Here is a 20,613-nt window from a genome sequence, read left to right on the forward strand (position 1 = left end):
TAAATAATGCAATTACTAGCTTATATTATTCTTTATCCATTTTTATGGTTTATTTCTATTTTACCTTTTAGAATTTTATACATAATATCTGACTTTACTTTTTTCTTAATCTATAATATTTTTGGATACAGAAAAAAGGTTGTAACAAACAATATGAAGCTGGCTTTTCCGGAGAAAACGGAACAAGAAATTGCATCTATTAGAAAAAAATTCTACCATCATTTTTGTGATATGCTTGTAGAATCCATAAAATCAATTACGGTTTCTGAAAAAGAAATTATGAAGCGTTACACCTTTCCCAATGTAGACGAAATTCATCAACTTGAAAAAGAGAACAGAAGTATTGTCTTAATGATGGGCCATTACGGCAGCTGGGAGTGGATATTTATCCTTCAAAAACATGTAAACTACTTAGGCTATGCCGTTTACAAAAAGTTGAGCAATAAATATTTTGACCGGCTCGTTAAACGAATTCGTGCTAGGTATAATAGTTATTTAATTACCACTAAAGAGACCGTACCTACCTTAATAAAAGCAAAACGCAATAAAGAATTAACTTTTAACGGTTTTGTTTTTGATCAGTCTCCTAAATTAGACAAAGCCATGCACTGGCAAAAATTTATGGGAGTAAAAGTTCCTGTTCATGTGGGCGCAGAAATCCTTGCCAAAAGATTAGATATGGTCACCCTATTTTTAAAGGTTAAAAAAGTGAAACGTGGCTATTACGAGGCGACGTTTACCGATATAATTAGAAACCCAAAAGAATATAAAGATTTTGATATTACTGACCTGTCACTACAGCGGGTTGAGGAACAAATTCGCGAGGCACCTGAGTTTTACTTATGGACCCATAAACGCTGGAAGCATGCAAAATTTGATTAGCAAATTATTTAACTGATGTTTCTACAAAATCAGGATTGAATAAAATAACACCCTCATCTTGAGCCTTAAGATACATGGCTTTTGACGGCCTAGGGCGAATCCTATATTTTGTTGGCAAACCCGTCTCTCTTGAAAAATCATCCGGTGTTCTTTCTTTTGGTAAAAAATCCTTTGTTGCCGTTCTTGTAGTTTTTAAACGACTTCTCATTTCCTTTAAATCCAACACATTATTAGGGTTTGAGGCCAAATTATTAAGTTCAAAAGGGTCTGTTTTAATATCAAAAAGTTCTTCAATATCTCTAGGCTTTTTGAAGCATTTTAATTGAGCTTCGGTGAGCGTACCTTTTTTATATTCTTCCAACATACTTTGCCAACTTCGACCTCTATTCACATCTGCAGAAGGCGTGTCTGGCAAATCTGCGTAAAAATTCCTCACATATTTAAAGGTTTTGGTTCTGACTGCTCTTGTGTAATCTTCATAATCATGAAAATGATCTTCAGCATAGATTTGATCTCTAATTTCTTTTGACGAATTAGTTAACATTTCGGAAAAATCAAAACCTTCAAATTCATTAAGTGGCTCGATGCCGGCCACTTTCATAAAAGTTGGAGCTATATCTATAGAACTAATCAAATTATTGTTCACAGAACCAGCTTTAATTCTTGCTGGCCATTTAACAATCCATGGTGTTTTTATCCCACCATCATAAAGTGTTGTTTTATCTCGTGGAAATGCCCTGCCATTATCTGCAACAAATAGAATCAGGGTATTATCGCTTACACCTTGAGCCTCTAATTCGTTCACAACCTTACCAATGTAATCATCCATTCTTGAAATTTCATCATAATACAGACTATAATCTTTTTTTACTAATTTCGTAGCTGGAACATAAGGCGGTAAAGTTACATCACTTAAGCTATGAACTTTAGGACAACTGTTATCATCATAAAAAGGCCGATGTGCATCAAATGAGGCTAACCACGCAAAAAATGGCTTATCCTTAGGCCTCCCCTTTAAAAGACTAATCCACTCATCACAACCACTTCCATCACCTTTTAATCTTCTGTCTAAACCAATAGGCGCATCTAACCACTGCATTTCTAAAAGAGCATCAAAATCATCTCTAACCGCATCTCCCATATGATACTTCCCAGCTAAACCAGTCCAATAACCCGCGTCTTTCAACTGCTGAACAAACGTTCTCTTATTTTCGGGTAATGGCCAAGATAATTGTTCTGCATCTGTATTATGTGGGTATAATCCCGATATAATGCTCGTTCTACTAGGACTGCATGAACTTGTGGTTAAATAAGCTTCTGTAAAAAGCATTCCCTCCCTTGCCAGTAGATTTAAATTTGGTGTTTTTATGTTTGGGTGACCGTATGCACCAATATCATTCCAACTAACATCATCAGCTATTATGAAAACTATATTAGGTCTTTTATCTGTAACTCCAGGTTTTTCTTTTTTCACCTCTTTTTGAGATTGGCAAGAAAGCGCAATAAAAAGTATTGGGGTTAATAGACGGATTAAAAATCTCATTATCAAATGAATTATAGTTTCGTTTAGTTAAACATAATAATTTTGAAAATAAAAAATGTTAACAACTACGAGAAATGACCATATGTTACTTCCATTTGATATTAAGTTGCACTATTAATTTGAGAGCATCCAAAAAAATCGTATTAGAACTTATAAAAAAAAAGGCGCAATTACATTGCGCCTTTTCTTAATCAAATATATTCTAGCTATAAGTTACCCATTGGCAATAGCACCTATTTCAGCAATAAATTTATCACCTAAGGTATCAGCCTCTTCTTGAGATTTGGCTTCGGTATAAATTCGAATAATAGGTTCAGTATTACTCTTACGCAGATGTACCCAGCTTTCCGAAAAATCAATCTTTACTCCATCAATAGTAGTTAGCTGTTCGTTTTTGTAACGCTCCTCAATAGATTTCAGAATCCCATCAACATCCAATCCTGGAGTTAATTCAATTTTCTTTTTACCCATAAAATAACTTGGGTATGTTTTCCTAAGTGCACTAACACTCATTTTCTTATCGGCCAACAAACTTAAGAATAAAGCGACTCCAACCAAGGCATCTCTCCCGTAGTGTGAATCTGGATAGATAATACCACCGTTACCTTCACCGCCAATAACAACATTGTTTTTCTTCATTAAGTTAACAACATTAACCTCACCAACTGCGCTGGCCTCATACATGCCGCCGTGTTTTTCTGTCACATCACGTAATGCTCTTGTTGAACTCATGTTACTCACTGTATTACCGGGTGTTCTGCTCAACACATAATCAGCACAAGCTACTAAAGTATATTCTTCACCAAACATGTCACCATTTTCATCCATAAAAGCCAGACGGTCAACATCTGGATCTACTACAATACCAAAATCTGCATTATGTTTTTTAACCGCATCTGACAAATCAGTTAGATGCTCTTTTAACGGCTCTGGATTATGCGGAAAATGACCGTTTGGTTCACAATACAATTTTATAACTTCCACACCCAGACGCTCAAGCAATAAAGGAATAGCAATACCACCTGTTGAGTTTACACCATCTACAACAACCTTAAAACGCTCCTCTTCTATAGCCTTTACATTTACTAAATCTAAATCAAGCACTTCTATAATATGTAAATCAATATACGCTTTGTTCTTAGTAATACGTCCTAAACTATCAACATCAGCAAAATGCATTGCATCACTTTCAGCAATATCCAATATTTTTCCACCTTCAACAGCGTCTATAAACTCTCCTTTTTCATTTAAGAGTTTTAAAGCGTTCCATTGCTTAGGATTATGACTTGCTGTTAAAATAATACCGCCGTCAGCATGTTCTAAAGGCACAGCAACTTCAACTGTAGGTGTTGTTGACAATCCAACATCTACCACATCAATACCTAAGCCAACAAGCGTATTCATAACTAAGTTCTGAATCATTTTTCCTGAAATACGGGCATCTCTACCAACAACAACCTTATGCTTTTCTTTTTGACGCTGTTGTTTTAACCAAACACCATAGGCAGCCGCAAACTTTACGGCATCAATAGGTGTTAAGTTTTCTCCAACTTGGCCTCCAATAGTTCCTCTAATTCCAGAAATAGATTTTATTAGTGTCATAACTTTTTTTGTTTTTTATCGAGCAAATATAATATTTCAAAGTTGGAATTCTTAAAACGGATTTCGTAAATTTCACAAATGAACTATTTAGCCCATATTTATCTTTCCGGCGATAATGAATTAGTGACAATTGGAAATTTTATTGCTGATGGTATTAAGGGAAAGCGTTACAAGGAACATCCTCAAGAGATTCAAAAAGGGATTCTACTCCATAGACATATTGACACCTTTACAGATTCTCATAAGACGGTAAGACAAAGCACCAAGCGACTTCATAATAAATACGGGCACTATTCTGGCATCATTGTAGACATTCTCTATGACCATTTTCTTGCTAAAAATTGGAAAAAGTACTCAGACACACCTCTTGAAGATTATGCTGATACCTTTTATAATTCTCTCAAGAAACATTACGACCTCCTACCTTTACGTATTCAAAATATGATGCCCTACATGTTGGCAGGCAATTGGCTTTTAAGCTACGCGTCTATTGAAGGCATTGGCGAGGTTTTAGATGGCATGAATAGACGTACCAAAAATCGTTCAAGTATGAACGAAGCCGTAGAAGAACTTAAAGAATTTTATACCGAATTCGAAAATGAGTTTACCATTTTCTTTGAAGAATTAATGGCTACTTCTAAAGAAAAACTAAATGAACTAAATAATATTTAAATGCTCAGAACTCTTTTTTACTGTTGTTTGTTTTTTCTGATTTTTACTACTTGCAAAAAACAATCCCACCATAAAACAGGCTTAATTTCCAAAAATGCAATGGTTGTTTCTGCACGTATTGAAGCTTCTGAAATAGGGCGTGACATTTTAAAAAAAGGTGGAAATGCTTTTGACGCCATGATTGCTACAGAACTTGCTTTAGCTGTTGCATATCCTTATGCAGGTAATATAGGTGGTGGTGGTTTTATGGTTTACAGAAAAGCAAATGGCACTATTGGCGCCCTTGATTATAGGGAAAAAGCACCTTTGGCAGCTACTAAAAACATGTACTTAGATGAATTCAACAAAGTCATACCAGAAAAAAGTACGCTTGGCGCTTTTGCCATTGGCGTCCCTGGAACCATAGCTGGAATTTTTGCCGTTCATGAAAAATTTGGTTCCCTTTCATTTAAGGACATTTTAAAACCTGTCATTGCATTGGCCTATAAAGGTGTTATAGTCACTCAAAAGCAAGAAAAACGTATTAAGGATTATCAGCCCTTATTTCTTAAGGTTAATAAGGATTCCATTCTTTTTGACAAACCTTGGAAAGCTAATGATACCATAAAATATCCTGCACTAGCAAAAACATTAGAGCGTATTTCAAAGCATGGAAAAGACGGGTTTTACAAAGGCGAAACTGCAAAAATACTTGCTCAATTTATTCAAGATAATGGTGGTATTATAACAGAGGAAGACTTAGCTAAATACCAAGCCATATGGCGGGACCCAATCACCTTTAATTACGATGATCTAAAAATTATTTCTATGGCACCACCCTCTAGTGGAGGCATATGTTTGGCTCAAATGATGAAAATGATCGAGCCCTTCCCTATTGATGAATTTGGACACAACAGCGTAAAAACCATTCAGGTTATTACTGAGGCAGAACGACGGTCTTATGCTGATAGAAGTTATTTCCTTGGAGACCCTGATTTTGTAGATATCCCTAAAAAACATTTAATCAGTTCAAAATATGCAAAACAAAGGATGGAGGACTTCTCGTTTAAAAGAGCCACATTGTCGTCTGATGTTTCTCATGGTGACATTCAAATCACGGAAAGTGATGAGACCACGCATTATTCAATTATTGATCAATATGGAAATGCAATTGCTGCAACTACCACATTAAACGGGGCTTTTGGTTCTAAATTATACTGCTCTGAATTGGGATTCTTTTTGAATAATGAAATGGATGATTTTAGCAGCAAACCAGGAACCCCAAATATGTTTGGACTTATTGGAGCTGAAGCCAATAGTATTGCTCCAGAAAAGCGTATGTTAAGTTCAATGACACCTACAATAGTAGAAAAAAATGGCGCCTTGTATATGTCTGTAGGCACCCCTGGTGGATCCACTATTATAACCTCTGTTTTACAAACCATACTGAATGTTCATGAACATAAAATGTCTATGCAAGAAGCTGTTAATGCGCCGCGTTTTCACCACCAATGGCTTCCGGATGTCATTTTTATGGAACCAAATGCATTCGATGCCAATCTCATCGGAGAATTAGAATCATTAGGTTATAATACCAATGAAGAGCGCAGTCCTGTTATAGGAAAAGTGGATGGCATACTCGTTTTAAATGACAAATCTTATGAAGCCGGTGCAGATCATCGAGGAGATGATGCCGCAGCAGGGTTTTAATTATAATCTTTTTTTAAAAGCACATAATTTATTTTTTTGTTAATTATATTGTAACCCCAAAACCTGCAAATGAATAAAAAATATAAAAAAATACTAAAAATATGCGCGGGAGTTATTGTCTTTTTCACACTTCCAAGTTTACTTTTATTTGGTTTTCTCTACTTTAAATACAACCAAGAATTGCCAGAAGGCATTTCAGGAAAAGAAGCTGATGCACTGGCAGTTCAAATGTTGGACGCCTTAAATTATGACGCCTATAAAAACACCAAGCACATATCATGGACCTTCAAAAAGAGAAGACACTATGAACTTGATAAAGAGCGTAACATTTGTAAAGTATTTTGGAAAGGCAACAAGGTTATTTTAGACTTAACGCATACTGGTAATAGTAAAGTGTATATTCATGGATTTAAAAATGAAAGCGCGCTGGCTGATGAGCTTATTTCAAAAGCACTAAATTATTATAATAATGATTCATTTTGGTTATTGGCACCTTACAAAGTTTTTGACCAAGGCACAACGCGTCAATTAGTTAAAATTGCAGGAAACAAAGACGCCCTATTAGTAACCTATACCTCAGGAGGCTCAACACCCGGTGATTCTTATTTATGGATTCTTGATGAGAAACATAAACCAATAGCTTTTAGAATGTGGACTTCTATACTACCTATAGATGGTATTGAAGCGTCTTGGAGTAATTGGACAACAACGGATAGCGGTGCTCAACTGCCAACATTCCATAAGCTCTTTTTCATTGGATTGGAAATAACGGATATTAAAGGAACTGAATAAGTTTTCTTAAGGCGACTAAGCCCCTAATAGCTCCTACTGTTATTTACAATGCCGTTTGTCTTTAAAAAATTAAATATCATCCAATTCCATTCATATTATGAAATTGTTGCATCTAATTTCAGTATTTTTATATTACCTCAAATATATTGCGACTACCTTCTTATTTTAAGAAGTTTACAATGACCAAAAACATCCTAGAAAAAATATTAAATTCATCCAAAAATACGCTTCTCGCACTAACCACTCTAGCTACCGTAGGCACCGCCTCCGCTCAAGAGTTCGGCAATGGAAATATCATTCTTAATACTGCAGATAACCAAACATCAGCATATACAATTACGGGAGAAAAAATTGGCGACACGTTTAGTGAAACACGTAATGGAACTCTAGGAACTCCAACATCATATGCTCAATGGCCAGTAACAACTCTAGGTGTTGAAGATGATCGATTAGAAGCATCTTTATTCAAATCACCCTTATCTAAAGATTTCACCGTTTACGCAAAATTAGACGACACAAGACATATCAAAGCGCAAATGATTGATATGCAAGGAAGAGTAGTTGGAAACATGCAACCAACACGATCCCAAAACGGATACACTCAATTATTTTTTGATGGAAGTCAAGTTGCAGATGGAATTTATATCGCTCAAATCACTGCAGGAAATCAAAGCAACGCATTCAAAGTTCCCCTCCAAGGTCAATCAAATGGCGTATGGCAACCAAGATCATTTCAAAACAACACATCCAAATCAAGTACAGCAAAAGGAGCTTCCTCAAAAGAAGTCCTTGCAAACAACTATACCATCCACGTAGAAGGAGAAGATATTAACAATACATCCTTTGATGTAGAAGTAGTTGCAGGAACCAACCCAGATATTGTGTATACGGTTGTTCCAGCAAATGGCGATGTAGCTTTTGAACCAATATTATATGGACGACCAATTGCAAATACGACAATAACCGTGGAGAATCAAAATACTCCAAGTGAAAAATACACGCAAACAGTTTCAGGAACACAAGCTATTTTTGAAAATGTATTTGTAACTTCCCCAAATCATCCAGATACATATATTGTTACCGTGACAAGCAACGAAGGGAAATTTCTTCCGACAACAAGCATAGAACATGTTAATCAAGATATCGCAGGAGAGAAAAACGGTTCAAATATAATAAACGTAAATACGATCCCAAACAAACAAGATGTAACTACATACGTTTACGATTATAAAACTCTTGAAAAAGAAGCAGGCGTAACAGTTCAAGTATACAAATCATCTGACGATAGTCTTGTCGACACACAAGTAAGTGACGCAACAGGAGCAGTAACTTTCGATAACTTACCAGGAGAAACAGCTCATTATCTTAAAGTTTCTAAATCAGGACATTACACGAAAACTAATGGAGATTTTACAACCCCTTTAGTAGATTTAATTTCAGAAATGAAAGATACCATCAATGTAACAACTGTTCCTAAATTTGATTATTCAAATGGAACTCAAGCAACAGCAGAAGAAATAAAAGAATACATGAAATCCACGTATAATACGGAATTACTAAATGGACATTGGAATATTTATGTTCCAGAAGGATCAAATAGAAATACAGTAATAACTGAATTAGAAAACTATGCATCACAAATCGGTTTACCAGGAGCGATCATTATACATAATACGCCTTTTGCAGAACCGAGCCAAGAAATAATAGACAACTATAACCCATACCAAGATGCAAACACATATCCAGGACAAATTGGAACAAATATAACAAATCTTACTGCAGGAACAGACACAAATCCAATAATCAGAATACTGCCAAACGGAAATCAAATTACATACAACACGTCAATTTTCGATTTAGGAAATACAACTGAAAAAAGAGAACATTAGTATTCAAATGCTAGTGGAGAGCCATTAATTAGTGCAGGAGTAGTCATTAATAATACAATAAGAGATTCTACTAACCCATCAACATTTTCTACATGGGACGAAAACATAGCAGTAACAACATTATTTGGAGTTAACCATTATGTTAAAACAGATACTCAAAATAGAAACATCGAATATGCTTTAGTAACAAATATCGAAGAGTAAAATTCTCACTACGTCATTGCCAACACAGTGAAGCCATCTGTTTTTAACGTCACTGCGAGGAAGTATGACGTGGCAGTCTGTTTGTCGTTTCCGTCATTGCGAGGCACGAAGCAATCTGTTTAATTGGAGTTTAAATCGTGAGATTACTTCAGTCGTACCTCCTTCGTAATGACGGTTTCAATTTAAGAGATTACTTCATTTGTACTCGTCATTGTGAGGCACGAAGCAATCTTGTTAATTGGAGTTCAAGTCAAAAGATTACTTCAGCTGTGCTTCCTTCGTAATGACGGTTTCAATTTGAGACATTACTTCAATTGTACTCGTCATTGCGAGGCACGAAGCAATCTTATTAATTGGAGTTCAAATCGTGAGATTACTTCAGTCGTACCCCTTTCGTAATGACGGTTTAATCAAAATAAAATAGCCAACCATCAGACAGATCATTCCATTCTGGATTCATAATATTTATTAAATCATCTTTTCGTTTTCTATTTCCGGCTTTAAGTTGTTTTTCTCTTGAAATTGCTACATTGATATCGCTAAACTCTTCATAATACACCAATATGTCGCAATTGTATTAACTGGTAAATCCTTTATATTGTTTGGTTTTATGCTGATAAACGCGTTTTACTAAATTACTTGTAACGCCAATATAAACTACCGTTTTGTTTTTGTTAGTTAAAAAATAAACGTAGGATTTCTTCATAATTCAAATATAACAATTACACGTCACTGCGAGGAAGTATGACGTGGCAGTCTGTTTGTCGTTTCCGTCATTGCGCGGCACGAAGCAATCTGTTTAATTATAGTTCTAATCATGGGATTACTTCAGTCGTGCCTCCTTCGTAATGACGGTTTCAATTTGAGACATTACTTCATTTGTACTCGTCATTGCGAGGCACGAAGCAATCTTGTTAATTGGAGTTCAAGTCAAAAGATTACTTCAGCTGTGCTTCCTTCGTAATGACGGTTTCAATTTGAGACATTACTTCAATTGTACTCGTCATTGCGTGGCACGAAGCAATCTTATTAATTGGAGTTCAAGTCAAAAGATTACTTCAGTCTTACCCCTTTCGTAATGACGAGAATGGATGGCAATACTACACGGCATTGACAACAAAGTGAAGCCTTCTGTTTTTTACGTCACTGCGAGGAAGTATGACGTGGCAGTCTGTTAGTCGTTTCCGTCATTGCGAGGCATGAAGCAATCTTATTAATTGGAGTTCAAATCGTGAGATTACTTCAGCCATGCTTCCTTTGTAATGACGGTTTCAATTTGAAACATTACTTCATTTGTACTCGTCATTGCGAGGCATGAAGCAATCTTATTAATTGGAGTTCTAATCATGGGATTACTTCAGTCATGCTTCCTTCGTAATGACGAGAATGGATGGCAATACCACACGGCATTGCGAACGCAGTGAAGCCATCTGTTTAATAGTACCCCAACATTCCATAAGCTCTTTTTCTTTGGATTAGAAATAACAGATATTAAAGGAACCTCAAATTAAAAGGAACTTTACTTACTACGTTGCCCAACAAAATTATGACTCTTTGATTTAAACAGTATATTAAAGCTAGTTAGGCTGCCATATATTCTTGTTATATATTGCTGTAAATCAACCTTACCTTGTTCATCCAAATCACTAGAATTAATACGCTGTTCCATAACCCGCAATCGATCTCTTACCATGGTGATTTTATGAAAAAACTTATCAATAGGAAGTTCATATGGTTTTAAATTTTCATCAGCCGGTTGAAGAATAAGCGTGCCGCCTCTAAACTTATCTGAAATAGGCACAATCTCACTAGCATCGCTCCATTTTTTCAAAATAGTAACTAGGCTGTTTTCTACTTCAGAAAAGCTTATGGCATCCACGTCTCCATCAGCAGCTTCAATAATTTCAAATTCGCTATCTAAATCAATTGTTTCCAATCCATTATCAATAAAAGTTACCCAATAATGCTGTGAGGTTACGTTTGTTACAACACCTTTACCGTATTCTGAATGATTTATTCTTGATCCTATTCCTAATAATTTCATTTCCTGTTTTTTTTATTTTAAAGACAACGAATCTTAATTTCTTACCTACAATAATAATAAAACTGGAATAAACCTTCACAAGAATTTAACATCTAAAATTGTACCTTTGCACTTTTGCCAATTTATGAGCCAATTCGACCATTTTATTGAAGTTAAAGGAGCAAGAGTCCACAATCTTAAAAATATTGATGTGTCTATTCCTAGGGAGAAACTTGTTGTTATAACGGGTTTGTCAGGTAGTGGAAAATCATCATTGGCTTTTGATACCATTTATGCTGAAGGGCAGCGTCGTTATATTGAAACTTTTTCAGCGTATGCTAGGCAGTTTTTGGGCGGATTAGAACGTCCGGATGTTGATAAAATTGATGGTCTTTCTCCGGTTATTGCTATTGAGCAAAAAACAACCAGTAAATCTCCGCGATCAACGGTAGGTACTATTACAGAGATTTACGATTTTATGCGTTTACTATTTGCTAGAGCCAGTGATGCCTATAGTTACAATACTGGAGACAAAATGATTAGCTATAGTGATGAACAAATTAAAGCACTCATTAATAAAGATTTTCATGGTAAACGTATTAACGTATTAGCGCCCGTTGTGCGTTCTAGAAAAGGACACTATCGTGAATTATTTGAGCAAATTGGCAAGCAAGGTTTTGTAAAGGTGAGAACCGATGGTGAAATACGTGATATTGTAAAAGGTATGAAACTAGACCGGTACAAGACTCATGATATCCAAATTGTAATTGATAGATTAGTGATTAATGATAGCGTTGATAATGACAAACGTTTGAGCGAAACCATTAACACTGCCATGTACCATGGTGATGATGTGCTTCTAGTTATTGATCAGGACACCAATGAAACTAGATATTTTAGTCGGAGTTTAATGTGTCCCAGCTCTGGAATTTCATATCCCAATCCGGAACCAAATAATTTTTCATTTAACTCACCTAAAGGCGCTTGTGATCATTGCAACGGCATTGGTGATTTATATCAAATCAATGAAGAAAAAATAGTTCCAGACGATAGTTTATCTATCAAATCAGGTGCCCTAGCGCCGCATGGGAAAGAAAAAAACAGTTGGATCTTCAAACAGTTTGAAATAATTGCACAACGTTTCAATTTTAAATTAACCGACCCATATAAAGACATTCCTTCAGAAGCAAAACAAATGATACTTTATGGCGGTAATGACAAATTTTCTGTTGAAAGCAAAACATTAGGTGTTACCAGAGACTATAAAATTGACTTTGAAGGTGTTGCTAATTTCATTGAAAACCAATACAACACTGCAGAATCTGCATCTTTAAAGCGCTGGGCAAAAGATTTTATGGATAAGGTAACTTGTCCAGTTTGTGACGGTTCAAGGCTGAAAAAAGAGTCACTTTACTTCAAAATAAATAATAAAAACATTGCCGAATTAGCAAATACTGATATTGCTGAATTAGCGGATTGGTTTAATGACCTAAGCAATCATCTTTCAGAAAAACAATTAAAAATTGCTGAAGAAGTAGTTAAAGAAATAAAAACTAGGTTGCAGTTTTTATTAGATGTGGGATTGAATTACCTGTCATTAAATAGAAGTTCCAAATCTTTATCTGGTGGAGAAGCACAACGTATCAGGCTTGCTACTCAAATAGGCTCTCAGTTGGTTGGTGTGCTTTATATCCTAGATGAACCTAGTATTGGATTACATCAACGGGATAACGAAAAGCTAATTAATTCGTTGGTTTCCTTGCGCGATATTGGTAATTCAGTCATCGTTGTAGAGCACGACAAAGATATGATTGAACGAGCAGACTACGTGATTGATATTGGGCCTAAAGCAGGAAAACATGGTGGTGAAATTATTAGTATTGGCAATCCTGATGAATTAAAAACGCACGACACTTTAACCGCCGACTATTTAAATGGTAATAAAGCCATTGAAGTACCTAAAAAACGTAGAAAAGGAAACGGGAATTTTCTAGAACTTAAAGGGTGTACTGGGAATAATTTAAAAAATATTTCTGTAAAGCTTCCTTTGGGAAAAATGATTGGAGTTACTGGCGTTTCGGGTAGCGGTAAGTCAACCCTTATTAATGAGACCCTCTACCCCATTCTAAATGCGCACTATTTTAATGGCGTAAAAAAACCAATGCCCTATAAAAGCATTAAGGGCCTTGAACATATTGATAAAGTTATTGATATCAACCAATCCCCTATTGGGAGAACCCCAAGAAGCAACCCGGCGACATATACCGGAACATTTAGCGAAATAAGAGCATTATTTGCAAAAATACCTGAAGCAATGATACGCGGTTATAAAGCAGGTAGATTCAGCTTTAACGTCAAAGGTGGACGCTGTGAAACTTGCAAAGGTGGAGGTTTAAGGGTGATTGAGATGAATTTCCTTCCAGATGTTTATGTAGAATGTGAAACATGTCAAGGCAAAAGATTTAATAGAGAAACACTAGAAATAAGATACAAAGGCAAATCTATTAGTGATGTATTGAATATGACCATTAATGAAGCGGTTGACTTCTTTGAACACATCCCTAAGATTTACAGAAAACTAAAAACTATAAAAGATGTTGGCTTAGGCTATATAACCTTAGGACAACAAAGCACAACGCTTTCTGGAGGTGAAGCCCAACGTGTTAAATTAGCCACAGAACTCTCTAAAAGAGATACCGGTAACACCTTTTATATTTTAGATGAACCCACTACAGGATTGCATTTTGAGGACATAAGAGTATTGATGTTAGTACTAAACAAATTAGCCGACAAAGGCAATACGGTTCTTATTATAGAACATAATCTTGATGTTATAAAAACCGTAGACTACATTATAGATATAGGCTATGAAGGCGGAAAAGGCGGTGGTCAAATTGTTGTTGAGGGGAGCCCTGAAGCCATTGTGAGTCACAAAAAAAGTTATACCGCTAAATTTCTAAGTAAAGAACTATGTTAGCATTTAACTTAGAGTAAATACCTCAAAACAGAATAAAAAATAAAACACTATGAACAAAGAAACACGCCATAAAGGTTGGAATGAAATAAAAACAAATGACTCTTGGGCCATTTTTAAAATAATGGGTGAATTTGTCAATGGTTTTGAGAGTATGAGTAAAATAGGACCCTGTGTTTCTATTTTTGGTTCCGCACGAACAAAACCTAATGATAAATATTATAAACTCACTGAAAAAGTTGCTAGAACTATTGTTGAGGCTGGATACGGCGTCATAACAGGTGGGGGCCCTGGAATTATGGAAGCAGGAAATAAGGGCGCCCATTTAGGTGGCGGAACTTCAGTTGGACTTAATATTGACCTGCCTTTTGAACAACATGATAATCCATATATAGACTCAGATAAAAGTCTTGATTTTGATTACTTTTTTGTTCGTAAGGTAATGTTTGTTAAATACTCGCAAGGGTTTGTGGTTATGCCCGGTGGATTTGGTACGCTTGATGAACTCTTTGAAGCCATAACACTTATTCAAACCCACAAAATAGGTAAATTCCCAATCATTCTAGTTGGTACTGATTTTTGGGAAGGATTACTAGACTGGATAAAAAACACCCTTTTGGATACTTTTTCAAATATAAGTGCCGAAGATTTAGATTTAATCCATTTGGTGGACACTGAAGACGAAGTTATCGATATCCTTGAAAGCTTCCACGAGAAATCGGGCCTAAGTCCCAATTTTTAGAAAAACCGGAAGTTTTTAATTAATATACCATGTTGTAACAAGTAAACTCTAGAACAACTATATTTTACTATATTGCAACGCCTTAAATTAGTACATTAACCCTATATGCTCTTGAAATTGAAAATACGTTTTTTTAATTGTATTATTTTCTTTTTAATATGTTATGCAAGTTTCAGTCAAAACAAAATTGACTTACAAGCTAAATTTGATATTGAAAATAAACAGATTAAAATAACTCAAACTATTCAATATCATAATGATTCACAAGAAGCATTAAAATCAATCTATCTAAGCGACTGGAACAATAGTTATTCTACAAAGAAAACGCCTTTAGCAGTTAGATTAGCAGAAGAATACAACAATACTTTTCACCTTGCCAAAAACAAAGACCGCGGTTTTTCGGTCATTACTTCAATAAAACAAAACAATAGTGATGTTACTTTTGAGAGACTTAAAAACCAAACCGATATCATCAAGGTTGAGTTAAATGAAACATTACAGCCTAATAGTAGCTACACTTTGCAGTTAGAGTATTTGGTTCAGGTACCCAATGCCAAATTCACAGGCTATGGCCTTAAAACTAATGGCGATTTAAACTTAAGATATTGGTATATCACCCCTGCTGTTTATGACGGTACATGGCACTATTACAGCAACAAAAACTTGGATGATTTATACATACCAAAATCGGATGTTTCGATAAAATTAGAATATCCCACAAATTACAAATTGACTTCAGATTTAAATTTAAGTAAATCTACACAAATTAATGATAATCAAGTAGTTGTTTTAAGTGGAAAAAACAGAAATACCAACAAATTATTCTTAAGCAAAAGAACTCAATACAAAACTATTCAAGGTGATGAACTACAAATTGTTTCAGACATAAATTCAGAAGGTATAAGCCTCATAGATAAGGTTCTAATATTAGAAAAAACGACTAAATTTATTACTAATAACTTTGGTAAATATCCACACAAGACCTTATTATTATCCCAGATAGATTACGAAAAAGACCCCATTTACGGATTAAATTTTCTACCTAAATTCATCAAACCCTACCCTAACAATTTTCAATATGAACTTAAAATATTAAAAATTGCTTTACATAACTATTTGGAGAATACTCTCCTAATAAACCCTAGAACAGAGCAATGGCTCATTGATGGTATTCAAATATTTTATGCTATGAAATATGTGGAGACCTTTTATCCGGACATGAAGTTTTTAGGATCCATTTCAGACACATGGTTAATTAGGTCGTTCCATGCTGCCGAGATGGATTTTAACGATAAATACATCTTAGCCTATATGATTATGGCTAGAAGCAATAGAGACCAAAAACTCACAAAGCCAACAGATTCATTACTAAAATTCAATAGGAATATTGCCAACAAATATAAGGCTGGAGTTGGGTTACGATACCTTGATGACTTTGTTAATCAAGATATTGTAGAAAAAGGTTTGGAATCTTTTGTTAGAGACAATAAGCTAAAGCCAACATCAACACAAGCTTTTGAAAAGTATTTAAAATCGCTTACAGAAAAAGATATCAATTGGTTTTTCAATGACTATTTAGATACCAGCAAAAAGATAGACTTCAAAATTAAGGATGTTATCAAAACTGAGGATTCTATAACAATTACCATAAAAAACAAGCGCAACAATAACATGCCTGTTTCTTTGTATGCCTTAGAAAACGACAGTATAGTTTCTAAAGTATGGGTTGAAAATATAGGCAATGAAAAGACCGTTACAATAGCAAGAAAAGAGGCCAACAAACTGGTGTTAAACTACAATAATAAGATTCCGGAAATCAATTTAAGAGACAATTGGAAATCACTGAAAGGATTTTTTTTCAACAACAAACCATTGCAATTTCGCCTTTTTAAAGACCTTGAAGACCCCTATTATAATCAAGTGTTTTTAATGCCCATTATTGAATTTAATAATATATATGACGGTCTAACTTTAGGTGTTAAAGCTTACAACAAAACCCTACTAAAAAAACGCTTTAATTATAAAATAGCACCTAAGTATTCTATTGGCTCTAATGCTTTAACGGGATCATTATCAGTTTTAAACACTCATTATTTCGAAAATCAAGATTTATATAGTATTAGATATGGAATTGGGGCTGGTTATAGTTCATATGCTGAAGATTTGTTTGTTAGAAAAGTAACACCTGTCTTAACATTTCAGTTTCGAGAAAATGCCGATTACAGATCCAATAAGAATAAAACCATACTATTTAGATACGTTGACATACATAGAGACAAGGATATTACCAACGTTCTTACATCAGACGAGCCTAACTACGGGGTTTTTAACGCAAGATATATACACTCCAATGACAACCTGATTACATATAATAGATGGTATACAGATTTTCAATTGAGTAAAGAATTCAGCAAATTAGCATTTAACTATGAATACAGACATCTGTTTGAAAACAACAGTCAATTAAACTTGCGCTTTTATGCTGGCGCTTTCTTATCAAATAAAACAGACCCTAATTCAGATTATTTCAGTTTTGCCTTAGACAGACCTACAGATTATCTTTTTGACTATAATTATTTAGGACGTTCAGAATCTTCAGGTTTATTTAGTCAGCAATACATTCCGGCAGAAGGTGGATTTAAATCAAAATTAGACCCTGGATTTGCCAATCAATGGATGTCAACACTTAATGCTAGTACCACACTTTGGAGGTATATTTTACTTTATGGCGATATTGGTTTAGTGAAAAACAATACGGTATCACCAAAATTTGTGTATGATTCAGGTATTAGAATCGATTTGGTAACTGACTATTTCGAAATCTACCTGCCTGTTTACTCTAATCTTGGATGGGAAATGGGGTTACCCAATTATGCCCAGAGTATCAGATTCCGTTTTACCCTCGATCCAAAATCGCTTTTAGGGCTATTCAGACGTCGCTGGTTCTAGCTCCAAAAATTGACAATTATTAGTTTTTATACGTTTTAACTGAAAATTCTTCAATTAAAACAGGGTATTTAGTGTAATTTTAAATTATTACTAACTATTTAAACAACCATATAATTGTAAAAAAGCCAAACTTTACCTACTTTTGCATGAGCAAAAAAAGCATCTCCAACTATGCAAACCGTAACTAACTTGAAAGACAACTTATCATTCGAAGATTTTAAAGCAGAAGTTATTAATGATTATAGAATTGCAGTTATAAGTAGAGAATGCAGTCTCCTTGGCCGACGTGAAGTACTCACAGGAAAAGCCAAATTTGGAATTTTTGGAGATGGTAAAGAGGTCCCGCAATTAGCCATGGCAAAAGCCTTTTTAAAAGGCGACTGGAGGTCTGGTTATTATAGAGACCAAACGTTTATGTTGGCCATAGGTGCTTTGACTCCCGAACAATTTTTTGCCGGTTTATATGCCAATACCAATCTAGAATTAGAACCTATGTCTGCTGGAAGACAAATGGGAGGTCACTTTGTTACGCATAGTTTAAATGATAATGGTAGTTGGAAAGACTTAACGGCGCAATACAATTCTAGCGCAGATATCTCTCCTACTGCCGCCCAAATGCCAAGGCTTTTAGGATTAGCCCAGGCTTCAAAAATTTTTAGAAATGTAAAAGGTATTAACAAGACTAATTTTTCTAAAAAAGGTAACGAAGTTGCTTGGGGAACCATTGGAAATGCAAGTACCAGTGAAGGTTTATTTTTTGAGACCATTAATGCCGCAGGGGTACTGCAAGTACCTATGGTAATCAGCATTTGGGATGATGAATATGGTATTTCGGTTCATGCCAAACATCAAACAACTAAAGAAGATATTTCTGAAATTTTAAAAGGCTTTCAACGAGATAAAGACCACAAAGGTTTTGAAATTCTTAGAGTCAAAGGATGGGATTATGCCAATTTAGTTGAAACCTATCAAGAAGCTTCAGCTATTGCTAGAGAAGAGCACGTCCCTGTGATTATTCATGTTTTAGATTTAACCCAACCTCAGGGTCATTCTACTTCTGGATCTCATGAGCGCTATAAAAGTGCTGAACGCTTAGAATGGGAAGCCAACCATGATTGTAATAAAAAAATGCGGGAATGGATTATTGAAAGCAATATTGCAACTAATGAAGTACTTACCGAAATTGAAAGAGCTGCCAAGCGTGACATAAGACAAGCTAAAAAAAATGCTTGGAATACGTTTATGCGGCCTATTAAAAAGGAGCAACAGGATATCATTCCATTATTAAAAAAGGTAGCCAAACAGAGTGTTAACGGTGTGTTTATCAACAAAATTGTAGATCATATTACTAAGATTGATGAGCCTACAAGAAAAGACCTTTTATCTAACACTAGAAAAATATTAAGATACACTATAGGCGAAACGTTTGAGGACAAGATAAAACTTCATGACTGGGTAAACAATATGTTTACCATCAATCAACCTAAGTTTAGTTCTCATTTATATTCTGAAACGCAGCGTTCTAACATACGTATTCAAGAAATAAAACCAACGTATAATGATGATGCTGAACAAGTTGATGGTCGTATAATAATTCGTGATAATTTTGATACTATTTTTAACACCTACCCAGAAGCTTTAATTTTTGGAGAAGATACGGGTAATATTGGCGATGTCAATCAAGGATTAGAAGGTTTACAAGAAAAATATGGAGAATTAAGAGTTGCTGATACAGGCATTAGAGAAGCTTCTATTATTGGTCAAGGTATAGGCATGGCATTACGTGGTCTAAGACCCATTGCCGAAATTCAGTACTTAGATTACATCCTTTACGCCATTCAAATTATAAGTGATGATTTAGCAACAACGCATTATAGGACAAAAGGCAAACAAAAAGCACCATTAATCATTAGAACTAGAGGCCATAGATTAGAAGGCATATGGCATTCTGGTTCTCAAATGGGAGGTATTTTAAATTTAGCAAAGGGAGTTAATTTATTAGTTCCAAGAAACATGACTAAGGCCGCCGGTTTTTACAACACGCTTTTATTGGGTGATGACCCTGCAATAGTTGTAGAATGTCTTAATGGATATAGATTAAAGGAGAAAATGCCTAACAACTTAGGTGCCCTAAAAACGCCTATAGGTGTAGTAGAAACGATTAAAGAGGGATCAGATATTACAGTGGTTTCCTATGGTTCTACACTGCGCATAGTTGAAGAAACTGCTAAGGAATTATCAGCTGTGGGTGTCAATATTGAAATTATTGATGTGCAATCTTTAATACCTTTTGATTTAAACCATGATATTGTAAAAAGTATTTCTAAAACAAATCGGGTAATGATTATTGATGAAGATGTTCCTGGTGGGGCGTCTGCATACATTTTAGATAAAATATTAAACCAACAAAATGCGTTTGAATATTTAGATAGTGCACCTAAAACCCTTACTGCAAAATCACACAGGCCGGCATATGGAAATGATGGTGACTATTTTTCTAAACCATCGGCAGAAGACATTTTTGAAGCCATTTATGATGTGATGCATGAGCTTAATCCTAGTAATTATCCTAAACTGAGATAAGCTTTTATTTAAAAACTTGGTAGTGGTCACAAATAATAATATCCTTTTTATCTAGAAACAAGAAAAATT

Annotated in this window: 14 protein-coding genes; 9 read left to right on the forward strand and 5 right to left on the reverse strand. The window is 35.0% G+C overall.

Annotation, left to right across the window (positions count from 1 at the left end; genetic code table 11):
- Positions 1–6: 6 nt before the first annotated feature.
- Entirely contained in the window at positions 7–882 is an 876-nt protein-coding gene (locus IE051_RS02490) for a lysophospholipid acyltransferase family protein (RefSeq protein ID WP_189359163.1), read from the forward strand.
- A gap of 4 nt (positions 883–886) precedes the next feature.
- Here the strand turns inward: IE051_RS02490 and IE051_RS02495 are convergent, their stop codons facing one another.
- Both IE051_RS02495 and glmM read right to left on the reverse strand, forming a co-directional pair.
- On the reverse strand, positions 887–2,425 hold the full coding sequence (locus tag IE051_RS02495) for a sulfatase family protein (RefSeq protein ID WP_189359164.1): 1,539 nt from the start codon (positions 2,423–2,425) through the stop codon (positions 887–889).
- Positions 2,426–2,638: 213 nt separating this feature from the next.
- Complete coding sequence (gene glmM, locus IE051_RS02500; protein ID WP_189359168.1) at positions 2,639–4,027, reverse strand: phosphoglucosamine mutase; 1,389 nt, start codon at positions 4,025–4,027, stop codon at positions 2,639–2,641.
- A 78-nt stretch (positions 4,028–4,105) separates the two neighbouring features.
- Between glmM and IE051_RS02505 the strand changes: the two genes are divergently transcribed.
- The 4 genes from IE051_RS02505 (at position 4,106) to IE051_RS02520 (ending at position 9,069) form a co-directional block, all read left to right on the forward strand.
- A complete protein-coding gene (locus IE051_RS02505; RefSeq protein WP_189359170.1) occupies positions 4,106–4,699 on the forward strand; it encodes an acyl carrier protein phosphodiesterase in 594 nt (197 codons plus the stop codon).
- Entirely contained in the window at positions 4,700–6,388 is a 1,689-nt protein-coding gene (gene ggt, locus IE051_RS02510; RefSeq protein WP_189359172.1) for a gamma-glutamyltransferase, read from the forward strand.
- A gap of 69 nt (positions 6,389–6,457) precedes the next feature.
- The gene (locus IE051_RS02515) at positions 6,458–7,180 is read left to right on the forward strand and encodes a hypothetical protein (RefSeq protein WP_189359174.1); all 723 of its coding nucleotides are present in this window, start codon (positions 6,458–6,460) and stop codon (positions 7,178–7,180) included.
- Positions 7,181–7,359: 179 nt separating this feature from the next.
- Complete coding sequence (locus tag IE051_RS02520) at positions 7,360–9,069, forward strand: T9SS type A sorting domain-containing protein (RefSeq protein ID WP_189359176.1); 1,710 nt, start codon at positions 7,360–7,362, stop codon at positions 9,067–9,069.
- Positions 9,070–9,679: 610 nt separating this feature from the next.
- On the opposite strand, the gene IE051_RS18700 is transcribed toward IE051_RS02520, so the two are convergent.
- The 3 genes from IE051_RS18700 to IE051_RS02530 all read right to left on the reverse strand — a co-directional run bounded on the left by IE051_RS18700 (position 9,680) and on the right by IE051_RS02530 (position 11,317).
- Positions 9,680–9,835 (reverse strand): GIY-YIG nuclease family protein, encoded by a 156-nt coding sequence (locus tag IE051_RS18700; RefSeq protein ID WP_308427685.1) that lies wholly within the window; start codon positions 9,833–9,835, stop codon positions 9,680–9,682.
- A gap of 15 nt (positions 9,836–9,850) precedes the next feature.
- A complete protein-coding gene (locus tag IE051_RS18705; protein WP_308427686.1) occupies positions 9,851–9,979 on the reverse strand; it encodes a GIY-YIG nuclease family protein in 129 nt (42 codons plus the stop codon).
- Positions 9,980–10,792: 813 nt separating this feature from the next.
- On the reverse strand, positions 10,793–11,317 hold the full coding sequence (locus tag IE051_RS02530) for a DUF8685 domain-containing protein (RefSeq protein ID WP_189359178.1): 525 nt from the start codon (positions 11,315–11,317) through the stop codon (positions 10,793–10,795).
- Positions 11,318–11,441: 124 nt separating this feature from the next.
- Here IE051_RS02530 and uvrA point away from each other — a divergent pair, with 124 nt between their 5' ends.
- The 4 genes from uvrA (at position 11,442) to IE051_RS02550 (ending at position 20,544) form a co-directional block, all read left to right on the forward strand.
- Positions 11,442–14,273 (forward strand): excinuclease ABC subunit UvrA, encoded by a 2,832-nt coding sequence (gene uvrA, locus IE051_RS02535; RefSeq protein ID WP_189359180.1) that lies wholly within the window; start codon positions 11,442–11,444, stop codon positions 14,271–14,273.
- 49 nt (positions 14,274–14,322) lie between these two features.
- Complete coding sequence (locus IE051_RS02540; protein ID WP_189359182.1) at positions 14,323–15,012, forward strand: LOG family protein; 690 nt, start codon at positions 14,323–14,325, stop codon at positions 15,010–15,012.
- 105 nt (positions 15,013–15,117) lie between these two features.
- On the forward strand, positions 15,118–17,961 hold the full coding sequence (locus IE051_RS02545; protein WP_229796701.1) for a metalloprotease: 2,844 nt from the start codon (positions 15,118–15,120) through the stop codon (positions 17,959–17,961).
- Between the two features lie 171 nt (positions 17,962–18,132).
- Positions 18,133–20,544, forward strand: coding sequence for an alpha-ketoacid dehydrogenase subunit alpha/beta (locus IE051_RS02550; protein ID WP_189359184.1), 2,412 nt, complete (start codon positions 18,133–18,135; stop codon positions 20,542–20,544).
- Positions 20,545–20,613: the final 69 nt, after the last annotated feature.

Origin of the sequence: Algibacter mikhailovii (assembly GCF_014651495.1) — a bacterium.
Lineage (GTDB): Bacteria > Bacteroidota > Bacteroidia > Flavobacteriales > Flavobacteriaceae > Algibacter_E > Algibacter_E mikhailovii.

Bases quoted from the DNA above. Each gene is read 5' to 3' on its own strand.
- IE051_RS02550 (WP_189359184.1), top strand. From the start codon at position 18,133: ATGCAAACCGTAACTAACTTGAAAGACAACTTATCATTCGAAGATTTT.
- IE051_RS02490 (WP_189359163.1), top strand. From the start codon at position 7: ATGCAATTACTAGCTTATATTATTCTTTATCCATTTTTATGGTTTATT.
- IE051_RS02515 (WP_189359174.1), top strand. From the start codon at position 6,458: ATGAATAAAAAATATAAAAAAATACTAAAAATATGCGCGGGAGTTATT.
- uvrA (WP_189359180.1), top strand. From the start codon at position 11,442: ATGAGCCAATTCGACCATTTTATTGAAGTTAAAGGAGCAAGAGTCCAC.
- IE051_RS02505 (WP_189359170.1), top strand. From the start codon at position 4,106: ATGAACTATTTAGCCCATATTTATCTTTCCGGCGATAATGAATTAGTG.
- IE051_RS02495 (WP_189359164.1), bottom strand. From the start codon at position 2,425: ATGAGATTTTTAATCCGTCTATTAACCCCAATACTTTTTATTGCGCTT.
- IE051_RS02540 (WP_189359182.1), top strand. From the start codon at position 14,323: ATGAACAAAGAAACACGCCATAAAGGTTGGAATGAAATAAAAACAAAT.
- glmM (WP_189359168.1), bottom strand. From the start codon at position 4,027: ATGACACTAATAAAATCTATTTCTGGAATTAGAGGAACTATTGGAGGC.
- IE051_RS02545 (WP_229796701.1), top strand. From the start codon at position 15,118: ATGCTCTTGAAATTGAAAATACGTTTTTTTAATTGTATTATTTTCTTT.
- IE051_RS18705 (WP_308427686.1), bottom strand. From the start codon at position 9,979: ATGAAGAAATCCTACGTTTATTTTTTAACTAACAAAAACAAAACGGTA.
- IE051_RS02520 (WP_189359176.1), top strand. From the start codon at position 7,360: ATGACCAAAAACATCCTAGAAAAAATATTAAATTCATCCAAAAATACG.
- ggt (WP_189359172.1), top strand. From the start codon at position 4,700: ATGCTCAGAACTCTTTTTTACTGTTGTTTGTTTTTTCTGATTTTTACT.
- IE051_RS02530 (WP_189359178.1), bottom strand. From the start codon at position 11,317: ATGAAATTATTAGGAATAGGATCAAGAATAAATCATTCAGAATACGGT.